The organism is Microcoleus sp. Z1_A1, from assembly GCF_036700305.1.
Classification (GTDB): Bacteria; Cyanobacteriota; Cyanobacteriia; order Cyanobacteriales; family Microcoleaceae; genus Microcoleus.
This window is the reverse complement of the sequence record NZ_JAUBOR010000003.1, coordinates 1-12,809: the sequence shown is the minus strand read 5'-3', so window position 1 is coordinate 12,809 and position 12,809 is coordinate 1. Positions and strand designations below refer to the sequence as shown.

Annotated in this window: 17 protein-coding genes and 1 pseudogene; 15 read left to right on the top strand and 3 right to left on the bottom strand. The window is 44.0% G+C overall.

Going from position 1 to position 12,809, the window contains the following annotated elements:
- Window positions 1-249 precede the first annotated feature (249 nt).
- A complete protein-coding gene (trpC, locus tag QT973_RS02460) occupies window positions 250-1,149 on the bottom strand; it encodes an indole-3-glycerol phosphate synthase TrpC (RefSeq protein ID WP_333055070.1) in 900 nt (299 codons plus the stop codon).
- 154 nt (window positions 1,150-1,303) lie between these two features.
- On the opposite strand from trpC, the gene QT973_RS02455 reads away from it, so the two are divergent.
- The 4 genes from QT973_RS02455 (at window position 1,304) to QT973_RS02440 (ending at window position 2,944) form a co-directional block, all read left to right on the top strand.
- Window positions 1,304-1,633, top strand: coding sequence for a XisH family protein (locus QT973_RS02455; protein ID WP_333390502.1), 330 nt, complete (start codon window positions 1,304-1,306; stop codon window positions 1,631-1,633).
- Between the two features lie 74 nt (window positions 1,634-1,707).
- Window positions 1,708-2,100 carry a XisI protein gene (locus QT973_RS02450; protein WP_333055072.1) on the top strand — a complete coding sequence of 131 codons (393 nt, stop codon included), beginning with the start codon at window positions 1,708-1,710 and terminating at the stop codon, window positions 2,098-2,100.
- A 155-nt stretch (window positions 2,101-2,255) separates the two neighbouring features.
- Entirely contained in the window at window positions 2,256-2,588 is a 333-nt protein-coding gene (locus tag QT973_RS02445) for a DUF433 domain-containing protein (RefSeq protein ID WP_333055073.1), read from the top strand.
- Entirely contained in the window at window positions 2,585-2,944 is a 360-nt protein-coding gene (locus QT973_RS02440; protein ID WP_333055074.1) for a DUF5615 family PIN-like protein, read from the top strand. The genes QT973_RS02445 and QT973_RS02440 overlap by 4 nt, the downstream gene beginning before the upstream one ends.
- Before the next feature lie 215 nt (window positions 2,945-3,159).
- Here QT973_RS02440 and QT973_RS02435 read toward each other — a convergent pair whose 3' ends face one another.
- The gene (locus QT973_RS02435; protein WP_333208845.1) at window positions 3,160-3,435 is read right to left on the bottom strand and encodes a type II toxin-antitoxin system Phd/YefM family antitoxin; all 276 of its coding nucleotides are present in this window, start codon (window positions 3,433-3,435) and stop codon (window positions 3,160-3,162) included.
- 368 nt (window positions 3,436-3,803) lie between these two features.
- Between QT973_RS02435 and QT973_RS02430 the strand changes: the two genes are divergently transcribed.
- The 11 genes and pseudogenes from QT973_RS02430 to QT973_RS02380 all read left to right on the top strand — a co-directional run bounded on the left by QT973_RS02430 (window position 3,804) and on the right by QT973_RS02380 (window position 12,519).
- Window positions 3,804-4,565 carry a lecithin retinol acyltransferase family protein gene (locus QT973_RS02430; protein ID WP_333231851.1) on the top strand — a complete coding sequence of 254 codons (762 nt, stop codon included), beginning with the start codon at window positions 3,804-3,806 and terminating at the stop codon, window positions 4,563-4,565.
- Between the two features lie 229 nt (window positions 4,566-4,794).
- A pseudogene (locus QT973_RS02425) lies at window positions 4,795-6,041 on the top strand (ISL3 family transposase).
- Between the two features lie 252 nt (window positions 6,042-6,293).
- Window positions 6,294-7,028 carry a glutathione peroxidase gene (locus tag QT973_RS02420; RefSeq protein ID WP_333055077.1) on the top strand — a complete coding sequence of 245 codons (735 nt, stop codon included), beginning with the start codon at window positions 6,294-6,296 and terminating at the stop codon, window positions 7,026-7,028.
- A 203-nt stretch (window positions 7,029-7,231) separates the two neighbouring features.
- The gene (locus tag QT973_RS02415) at window positions 7,232-8,203 is read left to right on the top strand and encodes a sodium-dependent bicarbonate transport family permease (protein WP_333055078.1); all 972 of its coding nucleotides are present in this window, start codon (window positions 7,232-7,234) and stop codon (window positions 8,201-8,203) included.
- Between the two features lies 1 nt (window position 8,204).
- Window positions 8,205-8,516 carry a P-II family nitrogen regulator gene (locus QT973_RS02410; protein ID WP_333055079.1) on the top strand — a complete coding sequence of 104 codons (312 nt, stop codon included), beginning with the start codon at window positions 8,205-8,207 and terminating at the stop codon, window positions 8,514-8,516.
- 625 nt (window positions 8,517-9,141) lie between these two features.
- Window positions 9,142-10,173: a type I glyceraldehyde-3-phosphate dehydrogenase gene (gene gap, locus QT973_RS02405; RefSeq protein ID WP_333055080.1), complete on the top strand. Its 1,032-nt coding sequence runs from the start codon at window positions 9,142-9,144 to the stop codon at window positions 10,171-10,173.
- 159 nt (window positions 10,174-10,332) lie between these two features.
- A complete protein-coding gene (locus QT973_RS02400; RefSeq protein ID WP_333055081.1) occupies window positions 10,333-10,698 on the top strand; it encodes a DUF1823 family protein in 366 nt (121 codons plus the stop codon).
- 262 nt (window positions 10,699-10,960) lie between these two features.
- Window positions 10,961-11,200 carry a helix-turn-helix domain-containing protein gene (locus QT973_RS02395; RefSeq protein WP_333055082.1) on the top strand — a complete coding sequence of 80 codons (240 nt, stop codon included), beginning with the start codon at window positions 10,961-10,963 and terminating at the stop codon, window positions 11,198-11,200.
- Window positions 11,201-11,216: 16 nt separating this feature from the next.
- Window positions 11,217-11,954: a transposase gene (locus tag QT973_RS02390; protein WP_333208856.1), complete on the top strand. Its 738-nt coding sequence runs from the start codon at window positions 11,217-11,219 to the stop codon at window positions 11,952-11,954.
- Window positions 11,926-12,135, top strand: coding sequence for a zinc ribbon domain-containing protein (locus QT973_RS02385; RefSeq protein ID WP_333055084.1), 210 nt, complete (start codon window positions 11,926-11,928; stop codon window positions 12,133-12,135). The genes QT973_RS02390 and QT973_RS02385 overlap by 29 nt, the downstream gene beginning before the upstream one ends.
- Window positions 12,136-12,252: 117 nt before the next feature.
- Window positions 12,253-12,519 carry a hypothetical protein gene (locus QT973_RS02380; protein WP_333055085.1) on the top strand — a complete coding sequence of 89 codons (267 nt, stop codon included), beginning with the start codon at window positions 12,253-12,255 and terminating at the stop codon, window positions 12,517-12,519.
- A gap of 22 nt (window positions 12,520-12,541) precedes the next feature.
- Here QT973_RS02380 and QT973_RS02375 read toward each other — a convergent pair whose 3' ends face one another.
- Window positions 12,542-12,772, bottom strand: a complete 231-nt coding sequence (locus tag QT973_RS02375; RefSeq protein ID WP_333390498.1) for a zinc ribbon domain-containing protein — start codon at window positions 12,770-12,772, stop codon at window positions 12,542-12,544.
- Window positions 12,773-12,809: the final 37 nt, after the last annotated feature.

Genomic DNA, 12,809 nt, shown 5'->3' with positions numbered 1-12,809 from the left:
CAATAACCTCTGCTTTGCCGATCGAATATTCGGGGCTGGGGGCGTTGGACACGCTAAATCTTGCGATCGACAGGCTTACAGAATAGATTTAATTGCTTTCTGGCAAAATATTTCTATGCAATATAGCTTTCAGTGCTATTTCTTTTTTACAGTAGCGCTTGAGTCGATGCAGGCTAGAAATTCTCATTATTTACCTACTTAATCACTTTTTATCAGAATTAAGGGTGCTTTGTCAAGCGGTCTCGCCTTTCAGAGGCTCGGAGGGCGATCGGCAAGGGAGGCTAAAGCTGCACCCGGATCGGGCTGTTTGACCAGAGATTCGCCGATGAGGACGGCTTCGGCGCCTGCGGTGGCAAGTTTAGCTAGGTCGTCGGGAGTGTGGATTCCTGACTCGCTGACGATGAGGATGCCTTTTGCTTGGATTTCGGTTTGTCGATCGGCTAATAGTTGACCGGTAGTTTCTAGGCTGACGGAAAAGTCTGCTAGGTTGCGGTTGTTGATGCCGATTAGGCTGACGCCTTCTAGGGTTAATACTCGATCGAGTTCTTCGAGAGTGTGAACTTCTATTAAAGCTGTCATGCCCAATGTCTTGACAATTTTAACAAAGTATTGTAAGTCTTTGTCAGATAGAATGGCTGCGATTAACAATACAGCATCTGCGCCGTGAATCCGGGCAAGATAAATTTGGTAGGGATAGATAATAAACTCTTTGCAAAGTAAGGGCAAATCGACGGCGGCACGGATTTTAGCGAGGTTGTCGAAGCTGCCTTGAAAGAACTTTTCATCTGTGAGTACGGAGATGCAACTGGCGCCGTTTTGTTGGTAAGCTAGGGCGATCGCCACTGGGTCAAAATCTTCGCGAATTACGCCTTTGCTGGGGGAAGCTTTTTTGACTTCGGCGATGATAGCGGGTGTGGTTTTGCCGTTTTTAAGGGCGGCAAGAAAGTCGCGAGTAGGCGGTGCAAAGGGGAGTTTTTTGTGAAGTTCGGATAAGGGAGTGCGATCGCGTTTTTGGGCCACTTCAGCTTCTTTTTCCCAGACGATTTCTTCGAGGATGTGCTGGGGTTCGGCGTCGGGTACGGCGATTTGGTAGCTGAGGTAGAGGACTGAGACTGATGTGCTGGGGGGACGGCGGCGGATTTGAAGCATGATAGGGGGATAAACAGTTGACAGTTGACAGTTGACAGTTGACAGTTGACAGCGAGGTTTTTAGGCTGGGGATTTATACCTTACCGCGATCGCAACAAGTTTCAACCTATTATATAATGGTTACAGTAAATCCTCCTAGCCTGAGAGCTAATGCGTGCCAGCTAAAGATATTTATCACGATACAGTTAAGCGTGCCTTACAAAAAGATGGTTGGATAATTACTCACGATCCCTTTCCCCTGCAAATTGGTCGCAAGCGTTTATCTGCCGACCTGGGTGCAGAGCGTCTAATTAATGCCGAAAAAGGAACCCAAAAAATTGTTGTTGAGGTCAAGAGTTTTGTAGGACGATCGGATGTAAAAGATTTGGAGCAGGCTTTGGGGCAGTACGTTCTTTACCGCCAAGTGCTTAATGAAATGCAGAGCGATAGAAAACTCTATCTTGCTATTTCTAAGCCTGCTTTTAAGAGCGTATTTACCATATAACTAGGGCAAGTGTTATTAAAAAATCAAATTGTTAAACTGATTGTTTTTGATGTAAAAAGTGAGGAAATACTTCAATGGATACCCGATTGAGATACCAAGAAATTATCAAAAGCATACTTCAGGAACACGCTAAATACCGCAATACTATACCTGACGGCTATCATTCTCAACTGTTATTTGATGAGGAACGAGGAGGATATTTAGTTTTGGATATAGGTTGGAATGATGACAATTACCTTCACGCCACACCAATCCACATCAATTTAATCGGCGATAAAATCTGGATTCAATATGATGATACCGAAGAAGGAGTGGCGACGGATTTACTTGCCGCCGGTGTTCCTAAAGAAGATATTGTACTCGGTTTTAGGCATCCTCAAGTGCGGCAGTACACTGAATTTGGAACTGGTTTGAGTGAGAAAGATGAAGAAATTGTTGCTGAATCTGCTGCTGTGCGATCGGCCTAAGTAGAGTACGGAGACGGATGTGCTGGGGGGACGGCAACGGATTTGGAGCATGATAGGGGGATAAAGGGCGATCGTAACAAGTTTCTATTATATAAGGTCGATCGCCCTTTTCCATATGATAAAATGCGATTAACTAAGTATTCGGAGATTAACCGATGCAATTAGAAGACTATTTTGAATTTCTCGACCCCGATGACATCCGCATCAAAGGACATCGGATCGGCATTGACGATGTAATTAAATATTACTTGGATGGATATTCGCCAGACCAAATTCTGGAAGAATTACCAAGTTTGAATTTAGAGAAAATTTACGCGACGCTAACTTATTATCTGCAAAATCGGAGGCAGATGGATGCTTATATGTTGCGGCTGGCGAAGTGGCGGGAAGAACGCTATCAGGAATGGTTGGCTAATCCATCTCCTCTAGCATTGCGTTTGAGAGCAATCAAAGCACAGCGAGAACAGGAGTTACTTAACCTGAAGTGAAAATTCGTTTTTTACTCGATGAAAATTTGCCACCTAAGCTCAAAAGTGCTGTTTTAAAACTTCAACCGGAGATAGATATTTTACGGGTGGGTGATTCAACTGCACCGCCATTCGGAACTTTAGATCCAGAGATTCTCATTTATTTGGAATCATCGAAACGATTATTGGTGACGGATAATCGCAAAAGTATTCCCGGACATTTGGAGGAACATTGGGCGGCTGGGGGACAAAGTTGGGGATTAGTTTGGGTGCGTCCAAGTGGAAGTATCGGCAGATGGGCAGAAACAATTCATTTTATTTGGGATACTACTGAAGCGGAAGAATGGATCGATAAGTTAGATTGGATTCCATATTAGAGAATGATGTGGAAAAAGTACGCGCGTGCGTAGCTATCCCGTAGGAATCGCACTTTTGGGCCGCCAAAATCTCTTCGCTAACCCGCAAGTCCGCCGGGGGTTGAAAACCCCCGTCTCATAGCAAAAGTCCTCTAAAAGAGGACTGAAAAGTCAATTCAATAAACAAAGGTCGATCGCGCATTCCCAATTTTTACCAAAAGGTCGATCGCACATTTCTAAGTTCCCGATAATTCACTGACAGTCTGAGTTTTGACTGTTCTATCTTTTGCGTGTTTCAGGGCACTTAACAAGCGATCGGCATTTTTGGGCGATCGCAGCAGGTGCAATGTCTCCAATAAGCTTGCCAACTCGTCAGCGGCAATTAAGGCTACGTTTTCGCCGTCTTTGCGGGTGATGATGATGGCATCGCGATCGCTGATGACTTGTTCGCACAGTTCATCAAGATTTGCCACAGCTTCAGTATAGGTTACTTGGGTTTGTGTGAGTGACATGGTTTTTGGCTTCCCAATACTAAGGATATTATAAGGGCGATCGGGCTTCTTTTTCTATGTTTGGGCGGGAATAGTTAGTTTGGACATACTCTTTTAGTACCGGGCAAAGGGTAAAAAATGTGCGATCGCCCTCCGGGATTTTTTCAACAAATGAACGCCGTCCCAAGGATTGCATCACTTGCAAAAATTGCGATCGAGATAATTGCAGATTCTCTCAAAAATTTCGCTAGAATGCCATTAAATAAATCTTGAATCATTGTTGCCACTATTTTTAACTTCTTGCAGAGCGTCTAAGTGTTTTCCCGTATTGACTGAGCCTGGTTATCTGTGATATTCAATACTTATTGAACCTCACGTAGTTACAAGCTATGGCAAAAGGCGATCATATCTACATTCAACACGTTGGATACACTCATCACGGTATCGACTGTGGCGATGATAGTGTTATTCATTTCGGAAGGCGTGGGGGTGAAAAAATTTGTCGTATTTCTAAAAAAGATTTTGCATCAGGAAACAAAATTAATGTAAAGGAGTATGGAAAATGTTATTCAGATGATTCAGTAGTCAGACGAGCAGAGGGCAGGTTAGGCGAAAAAGGATATGACATTTTCAGCAATAATTGTGAGCATTTTGCTTATTGGTGCAAAACAGGAAAATATAAGAGTGAACAAGTAGCACAAGCTCAAGCTGGAGTTGCTGGTTTAGTTCAAGGAAGCGCTATTGGCGCAGGAACCAAGTTTGCAACTAAAATCGCCACTGAAGCTGCTATTAAATCTGCTGACCCTATATCTAAAGTTCTCATCAATGTAGGGCTTAAACAAGCGCCTGCTGTAGCGGGTAAAGCGGCTGCTGGTATTGTAGGTGTGGGTGGCATAGCCAGTGGATTAGCTGCTGATTTCATAGTTGGCAAGATACTTGAAGATGATGAAGCTTTGACTGAACGCGAACGTGAAGCACGAAAAAATGGAAGAATAGCAGGACAAGTTGCATCAACAATTGGAGGTGTTGGCGGAGGTATTGCTGCTGCTACGGTTGGTGGTAGCGTTGCCATTGCTGCTGCTGTTGCGGCTCCCGCAGTATTAGGTATAGCAATTGGTTTAGGTGCTTATCACCTACTCCAAGGCGAGTGAAAATTGATTTAGCTGCTGAAAGAGCGATCGCCCTTCTATTGTTGAAGTGCGATCGCTCTTTTTTTGGCTCTTCAGTAGTTAATATGCTAAATGAATAGCTGGCGCCAGGAAAGAAAGACAAATGAAGCTAGGAAAATAGCTGGGAGAGTCATTACCGGGGTTGACAGAGGAAGCTCATTTATTATTAAATATAAGCAAAAGCTAGAGGGGTGAGGTGGATTGAACAGCCATGAGAACGAACAAGGAGATAAAGTTTTTAACAGAGCTGTTGAATATAGAGGAAATAAAAGTAATCTCACATCGCCAGTATGAAGGGATTGGAATAATTTTACAGGTGGAAGGAATCGGTAAGGAAAGTAACTGTCCACGTTGTGGAAAAAAAGTCATAGATTACATCAAAATCATAGATACCTAGTCAAAGATTTACCTTGGGGAGAGAAGTTCGTATTTTTAGAAATCAACCGACGACAGTTTAAGTGTGAAAAATGTCTCAAGCCATTTAGTGAAGAGTTGGAGTTGGTCAAAAAAAGAAGAACCTATACGAAACGGCTAGCAAGAGCAATAATCCAAGAAGTGTTAGAGAATGATATCCACAGCGTAGCGAAAAAAGGGGTCGTGACAACAGAAGAAATAGAAAGGATGTTAAAAGACGCATCGAAAGAATACTTAAAAGCCCAGCCTAGCGAGTTGAAGAGATTAGGGATAGATGAAATAGCTCTAATTAAAGGAAAAGGAAATTACTGTGCAGTATTAATAGATTTAGAGAAGTCTAAGCTAATCGCGATATTGGCAGGAAGGAAACAAGAAGAAATTAAGGAAGTAATGCTCGGATGGGGTAAAGAAGTATTAGAGCAAATAGAAGAAGTAAGTATAGATTTGTGGAAAAGTTACAGAAATGTAGTGAGAGAGTTGATGCCAAATGCTCAGGTGGTCGCCGACAGATTTCATGTAATGGCACAAATAAATAAGGAATTAGATGCCCAAAGGAAGGGAGAGAAGAGACAGGTAGAAGATTTAATTAAAAAAGCAGAATCGTCAGAACAAAAAGCAGCCCCGGAGAAAGTTTTAGAAGCATTGAAGAAAAGTAAATATGTGTTATTGAAGAACCAATCAGATATAAATGAAGAGCAAAAAGCTAAACTAATGCAAGTTAAAAATGTATCTTCTACTCTCAAAACTCTGCTTGAATTAAAATAAGAAATTAGAAAATTTTTCGATCGGGCTAATAATTGGTTAGTCGGTTTGTGGCAAGTGGGAAGATGGTTGTCAAGAGCTAAAAAATATTTTACCGATAGTCAGAACACTATTATTCGTTGGCTAGATGAGATTATTGCTTACTTCGATTATAAGACTACCAGTGGTGTTGTCGAAGGCATCAACAATAAACTCAAGTTGATTAAACGTTCGGCTTACGGATTTATAAACTTTGAAAACTTCCGAGTTAGATGTTTGCTTACTTGGCAGTTTGATTGTTAGTTTAGCATACTAGCTAATGAAGAGCCAAAAATCCTCACCCGTTAGCAGCAGCAAAGGAATGGAGACAGAATTGCCGACTTACTTAAACAGCAAGTTTTAAATCTGCTAGCTGTCGCAAAGACAATGAACTGAACTCGCGCGCGCGCCCAAGTCCGAGAAAAAAAACTCGCCTCCCCTTGACAAGTCATACTCGTTATGAGTACGCTATAATAAGCAAAGGAATTGAACCCAAGTACCTAAGAATTTAAAATCATGCTGACGAACCAAGAAGGTCAAAGAGTACCCAAAGTCACCTTTCGCACTCGCAAAGACAACGAGTGGGTGGATGTCACCACCGATGATATATTTGCAGGTAAAACCGTAGTAGTGTTCTCGCTGCCGGGAGCTTTTACTCCCACTTGTTCGTCAACGCACCTCCCCGGTTACAACGAATTGGCGAAAGTTTTTAAAGAAAACGGCGTAGATGAAATCGTTTGCATTTCCGTCAATGACACCTTTGTGATGAACGAGTGGGCAAAAGACCAAGAAGCAGACAATGTGACGTTAATTCCCGACGGTAACGGCGAGTTTACTCAAGGCATGGGAATGCTGGTAGACAAAACAGATTTAGGTTTTGGGAAGCGGTCTTGGCGTTATTCGATGCTGGTAAAAGATGGCGTGGTGGAAAAAATGTTTATTGAGCCAGAGGAACCGGGCGACCCTTTCAAAGTGTCCGATGCCGAGACGATGCTCAACTACATCAACTCCGCAGCAACCAAGCCGAAGGTCGTTTCGCTGTTTACAAAAATGGGCTGTCCCTTCTGCGCTAAGGCTAAGGGAATGCTGAGTCAAAAGGGCTTGGATTATGAAGAAATCGTCTTGGGTCGGGATATCACAACCCGATCGCTCCGGGCTATGACTGGGGCTACAACTGTGCCGCAAGTATTTATCGACGGCAAGTTGATCGGTGGTTCCGAAGCCCTAGAGTCTTATTTGGGTGTTGCTTAGTTAAACCAAAATACTTAGCTTGCAGGTTCACAGTGCACACCTTACTCGTTGTACGGTGTCTACTGTGCGCCTTTGCCGTATTTGGGGATATTTAGCCTCAGCAAACTTCTGAGTCAAAAGTTCGATCGGTCTATTGATCCATTCTCGTGCAACAATTACTGGGGAAGTCATATTAAAAACGCAAGAAATGGGAGTGACCGATCGTGGATTTGAGTTTAGTATCGTCAAATATCTTAAATCCCCCAATATTAGCTTTTTTCATGGGAATGCTGGCAATTTTTCTCAAATCTGATTTAGAAATTCCAGCCCCCATCCCCAAACTGTTTTCGCTGTACCTGCTGTTTGCGATCGGATTTAAAGGCGGCGTCGAACTATCCAAAAGCGGCATTGACCAGCAAGTTGCCCTGACAATTTTGGCAGCGATGCTGATGTCAATGCTAGTACCAATTTATACTTTTTTCATACTGAGGATAAAACTCGACTCTTACAATGCCGCAGCGATCGCAGCCACCTACGGTTCCATCAGCGCCGTCACATTTATCACCGCAACCTCCTTCCTCACAGCACAGGGCATCGACTTTGACGGTTACATGGTAGCCGCGCTAGCATTAATGGAATCCCCAGCAATTATAGTCGGTCTGATTCTAGTCAGTGTATTTGGCGGGGAAGAAGGAAAACGCGAAATAGTTTGGTCAGAAGTGTTGCAAGAAGCATTCCTAAACAGTTCTGTTTTTCTGCTGATTGGCAGCCTAATTATGGGCGTACTGACAGGAGAACATGGTTGGGAAGTTATGAGTCCGTTTACTCAAGACTTGTTTTACGGAGTTCTGACTTTTTTCTTGCTAGATATGGGGCTGGTTGCGGCTAGCAGAATTAAAGATTTGCAAGAAGCAGGAGTTTTTCTGATCGGCTTTGCAATCCTAATTCCCATAGTCAACGCAGTAATTGCTTTGCTAATAGCCAAATTAATCGGAATGCCGCAGGGAGACACTTTGTTGTTTGCCGTATTGTGCGCGAGTGCTTCTTATATAGCAGTACCAGCAGCCATGCGCCTAACTGTTCCCGAAGCGAATCCAAGTCTTTACATTTCAACGGCCTTAGCAGTGACATTTCCATTTAATATCATTGTAGGCATTCCCCTGTATCTATACGGAATCAATATGTTTTGGAGGTGAGATGATGGAGTCAGTCAAAAGAGTAGAAATCATAGCCCACTCAGTAGAACTCGGCAAGATTTTAGACGGTTTAGACAAAGCTGGCGTACCCGATTATGCGGTGATTCGTGATGTCGCTGGAAAAAGCACTAGGGATCACGTTTCCCGTGATTCATCAATGACGGCGCTGGATAACATTTATGTGCTTGCTTTTTGTTCACCAGCTCAAGTTTCAGCAGTTGCAGAAAACATTAGACCCGTACTCAATAAATTTGGTGGGTCCTGTTTTATTTCAGATGCGGTGGAATTGCTAATTACTAGGTGCGTCGGGTAGTCATTAGTCATTAGTGATTGGTGATTATACCAATTCGGAAAATTTGAGCTACACCTATAGCAATCCTCGCATCATTTGTAAATTTCTTACTCCCTCCCTGCGAGTTCGGGGAGGGTTGGGGTGGGGTAAAAAAATTACGACTCCTGCAAGGATTGCTATAGATTGTACGCCATAAGTGTATGGACACGGCAGTGCTGTGTCCATACGCGTATCTGCGACTTTAATCCTAGGCTTTGGTTCCGACAATCGCCATTAGTGAGAATGCTAATCCGTTTCTCCTTTTGGATAAGTTTTTTATTATTACTTTAGGCTGATTTAAAAAATGCAATTTTGAAAATATTTTCTGTCTATTATAGCACTTTTACAAGTTGACAAAAATCAGCCATTAGCCATTAGTCAGCGGTCATTTCAGGATGAATTGCCCTTCCCAGCCGGGGGAGAATTCAGAATTCTTAAGAGATAGAAAAGAATCAGTTGCAAAAATCCGTTAGCGTGGTAAATTCTAAGCCACAACAGGCGATCCTCTTCGTTGGCGTAGCCCCCGTAAAGGCGGGCTTTCCTTCGGATCGCGAAAGCTAACGCTAACGCCCGATCGACTAACGATATTTTCAATAGGAGTTTAAACATGGCTGCATTAAAAGTCGGCATCAACGGATTTGGTCGCATCGGACGGCTAGTCATGCGTGCCGGCATCAAAAACCCCAACATCGAATTTGTCGGCATTAACGACTTAGTTTCGCCAGAAAACCTGGCTTATCTTTTCAAATACGACTCCACCCACGGCATTTACGACGGCGAAGTTGAAAGCAAACCAGACGGGATTGTCGTTGACGGAAATTTTATCCCCTGTACAGCGATTAGAAATCCTGCCGAATTGCCCTGGGGTAAATCCGGCGCAGATTATGTTGTAGAATCTACCGGATTGTTTACAGATTTTGAAGGCGCATCAAAACACTTGACAGCGGGAGCAAAACGAGTAATACTTTCAGCACCGACAAAAGACCCGGAAAAAGTTCCAACTTTTCTAGTAGGCGTCAACCACCACAAATTTGACCCGACAAAAGATACGGTTGTTTCTAATGCTAGCTGTACGACGAATTGTTTAGCACCAATTGCCAAAGTTATTAACGATAACTTCGGATTGGAAGAAGGTTTAATGACGACAGTTCACGCAATGACAGCTACTCAACCAACTGTAGACGGGCCCAGCCAAAAAGATTGGCGGGGAGGACGCGGTGCGGCTCAAAATATTATTCCATCTTCGACCGGTGCAGCGAAAGCTGTTACTTTGGTGTTGCCAGAATTGAAAGGAAAATTGACGGGAATGGCTTTGCGGGTGCCAACTCCCGACGTGTCTGTAGTTGACCTTACTTTCAAAACAGCGAAGGAAACTAGCTATAAAGAAATTTGCGAGGCAATGAAAAAAGCTTCGGAGGGCGAACTCAAAGGCATTCTTGGATATACTGAGGATGCGGTAGTTTCGACAGATTTTCAGGGCGACGCGCGATCGAGCATTTTCGATGCAGGTGCGGGAATTGAACTGAATTCTAAGTTTTTTAAAGTGGTTTCCTGGTACGACAACGAGTGGGGTTATTCTAGCCGCGTAATTGACTTAATGCTTTCTATGGCCCAGAAAGACGGAATTTTGAATAATTAATTTTTTTGGGGTGGCATTTTGGGCGGGGTTCGCGTGCCCAACCCCTACTCCCCACAAACAAATTCCTAGGATTTTTTGTGGAACGGGCCGGAGAGCCCGTTCCTGATAATGTTATCTAATGTGAGTTAAACTTTTTTTATTTCCGATTCGATCGCGCTCATGTCTGAATTACCACCGCTGAATAACGAAACTATTTGGGCTATTCTCAACGAAGAAATCGACGATGCTGCTGTCAACCGATTAGTTTGGCAGTATCTGGGCTACCGCTGGGATGCCGAGACTGGCAAGTGGAACAGTGCAGGTGTTGCAGCCGAGTGGCGGCAAGAGTACCCGGAACCGCCGGATTTTATCGATTCTAGGCCGGCGACAGTGAAATTGACTCGATCGACCCCTCCAGAAAACAAGCAGTTGCTGAAGGAAAAATTAGGCTTTAAAGGCTATAAAATTGGGGAATTCGGGCCCCGACAGACTCGCAGGGCGACGATGGCTAATTGGTTGATGGGTTTTATGGAATCTGGGGTGTAAGAGGAATTTTGGATGGCTGTGCGGTTCTTGCCACCTTTAGTCTGTGTCCTCTGCGTCCTCTGCGGTTCATTAACAAAAATTAAGCCTGTTGAAAGTCAAAAAACACTAAAACCCGCCAATTCCAACCTCCTCACCCCCAACCCTGACCGAAAATTTGGGTGCTGTGCCCAGTCCTTTTAGGACGGCTTTAATTAGAGTTCTTGAAAAAGCGTTCCTACGTTCGCTCATGGTTGTGATATAATCAGGTAGGAGGATAGAGCAAATGTTTCATTTAGTCTACGAATTCAAACTCAAACCAACGGCAGGACAAATAGCAATCTTTGAAGATTGGCTAGAACAATGCCGTCGCGTATACAACTACGCATTGGCCCTGCGTAAACATTGGTTTGAGTCTCGTAGTTGTCGAATTAACGCTTGCTCTATCCGATCTGAGTTCATCATTCGGGCCGAAACTTGCGCGACCAACTTATGCAAGCCAGTGCAAAAGTTTAACTACGGCTAGGGCAAACATACCCACTTTGGCTGCCGTCCAAGTACACGTCCTACAGCAAACACTCAAAAGGCTTGAAAAAGCGTTTGTGAGTATGTGGGAACAAAAACACGGTTTCCCCCGCTTTAAGAAAGCAGGAACAATGCGATCGTTTGTATTCCCGCAATTGGGGGTTAACCCTGTCCAAAATCAAGCGGTGAAGCTCCCTAAAATTGGTTTGGTTAAGTTTCATCAATCACGTCCTATCCCTGATGGTGCAACGATTAAGCAAGCAAGGATAGTCCGTAGGGTTAGCGGTTGGTACGTGATGTTAGCCCTACAATGGGACGTTTCAGTACCCACTCTAATGCCCCACGGTGAAGGTATCGGAATTGATGTGGGACTAACTAATTTTCTAGCAACTTCTAACGGTCTTTTAGTCAAGCGCCAAAGATTTTTTAAAGACGCAGAACGCAAGCTTAAATTGCTGCAACAACGTGTCTGTCGTAAAAAACTAGGTTCTAACAATTGGCGTAAAGCTCAAAAGAAAGTCGCCAAACTGCATGAATACGTTGCTAACAGTCGGAAAGATTGGCATCGTAAATTATCTCATCAAATCTGCCAAAACGTGGGAATGATTTTCGTTGAGGATCTGAATCTGATTGGGCTGTCTAGGGCGATGCTAGGGAAACACTGCTTAGACGCAAGCTGGGGTCAATTCTTCACAATCAAGCGAGCAAACTTGTTTGAAATATGGCGTGTACTTTCAGAAGGTAAGTGCTCATAAAACGAGTCAAATTTGCCCCAATTGTCTAGCAGAAACAGGAAAAAAACAGCTTGATGAGCGTACTCATTCATGCTCGAACTGTTGCTATACAACGGACAGAGATGTTGCAGCCGCTCAAGTAGTTCTAATTAGAGGACTTGCAGCCGTAGGGCATACGGTCAAGATGCTTGCCTGCAAGTAAATTCATTGGAATCCCTGCGAATCAAGAATCCCCTCGCCTTTAGGCAGGGGTATGTCAAATCGGGCTGTTCCGTAAAGTATTCTAGAGTCAGCACAACACAACTGTGAGGTAAGCTTTATGAAAAGAACCACCAGATCTCGCTTAACCAGCATTTCCCTCGCTACCCTAATGCTAGCAGGCGTTTCATTAAGTGCGATCGCCACACCAGCCAGCACCCAACCAGCAACCCAACTCGCCCAAGCAACTGCCAAAAAGCGCCTCGTCGTCATGGACTTCGACTACGGCCCCACCAACAGCTATTACACTTCCTACAGGGGAGTCGGCGCCGCCAAAGGCATCAGCGAACTGTTAATCAACGAACTCTTGACATACTCACCGTCGTGAACGAGCGGTGATTCTTTACGCTTCATTGACGGACGCTACGCCCGGTAGTCTTACTCTGTCTCGACGTACATTTAGAGTCGTGCCGATGCCCCGTGCCGACTTTTTCTATATTTATAGATGCGTTTTTGTCTCTATCATGTTCGCTGCCACAGCCTAAACAAAGAATAGAACGCACCGATAAATCAACTTTGCCCCATCTGTAACCACAATCAGAGTTAGAGTCGATGGGGAAATCACTTTCCCCACCTCTCATTCAGAACCGGACTTGAGACTTTCACCTCATCCGGCTC

Coding starts and splice junctions, on each gene's coding strand:
- trpC (WP_333055070.1), bottom strand. CDS start 1,149: ATGCTTCAAATCCGCCGCCGTCCCCCCAGCACATCAGTCTCAGTCCTC.
- QT973_RS02450 (WP_333055072.1), top strand. CDS start 1,708: ATGGATACCCGATTGAGATACCAAGAAATTATCAAAAGCATACTTCAG.
- QT973_RS02445 (WP_333055073.1), top strand. CDS start 2,256: ATGCAATTAGAAGACTATTTTGAATTTCTCGACCCCGATGACATCCGC.
- QT973_RS02435 (WP_333208845.1), bottom strand. CDS start 3,435: ATGTCACTCACACAAACCCAAGTAACCTATACTGAAGCTGTGGCAAAT.
- QT973_RS02430 (WP_333231851.1), top strand. CDS start 3,804: ATGGCAAAAGGCGATCATATCTACATTCAACACGTTGGATACACTCAT.
- QT973_RS02420 (WP_333055077.1), top strand. CDS start 6,294: ATGCTGACGAACCAAGAAGGTCAAAGAGTACCCAAAGTCACCTTTCGC.
- QT973_RS02410 (WP_333055079.1), top strand. CDS start 8,205: ATGATGGAGTCAGTCAAAAGAGTAGAAATCATAGCCCACTCAGTAGAA.
- gap (WP_333055080.1), top strand. CDS start 9,142: ATGGCTGCATTAAAAGTCGGCATCAACGGATTTGGTCGCATCGGACGG.
- QT973_RS02400 (WP_333055081.1), top strand. CDS start 10,333: ATGTCTGAATTACCACCGCTGAATAACGAAACTATTTGGGCTATTCTC.
- QT973_RS02395 (WP_333055082.1), top strand. CDS start 10,961: ATGTTTCATTTAGTCTACGAATTCAAACTCAAACCAACGGCAGGACAA.
- QT973_RS02380 (WP_333055085.1), top strand. CDS start 12,253: ATGAAAAGAACCACCAGATCTCGCTTAACCAGCATTTCCCTCGCTACC.
- QT973_RS02375 (WP_333390498.1), bottom strand. CDS start 12,772: ATGAGAGGTGGGGAAAGTGATTTCCCCATCGACTCTAACTCTGATTGT.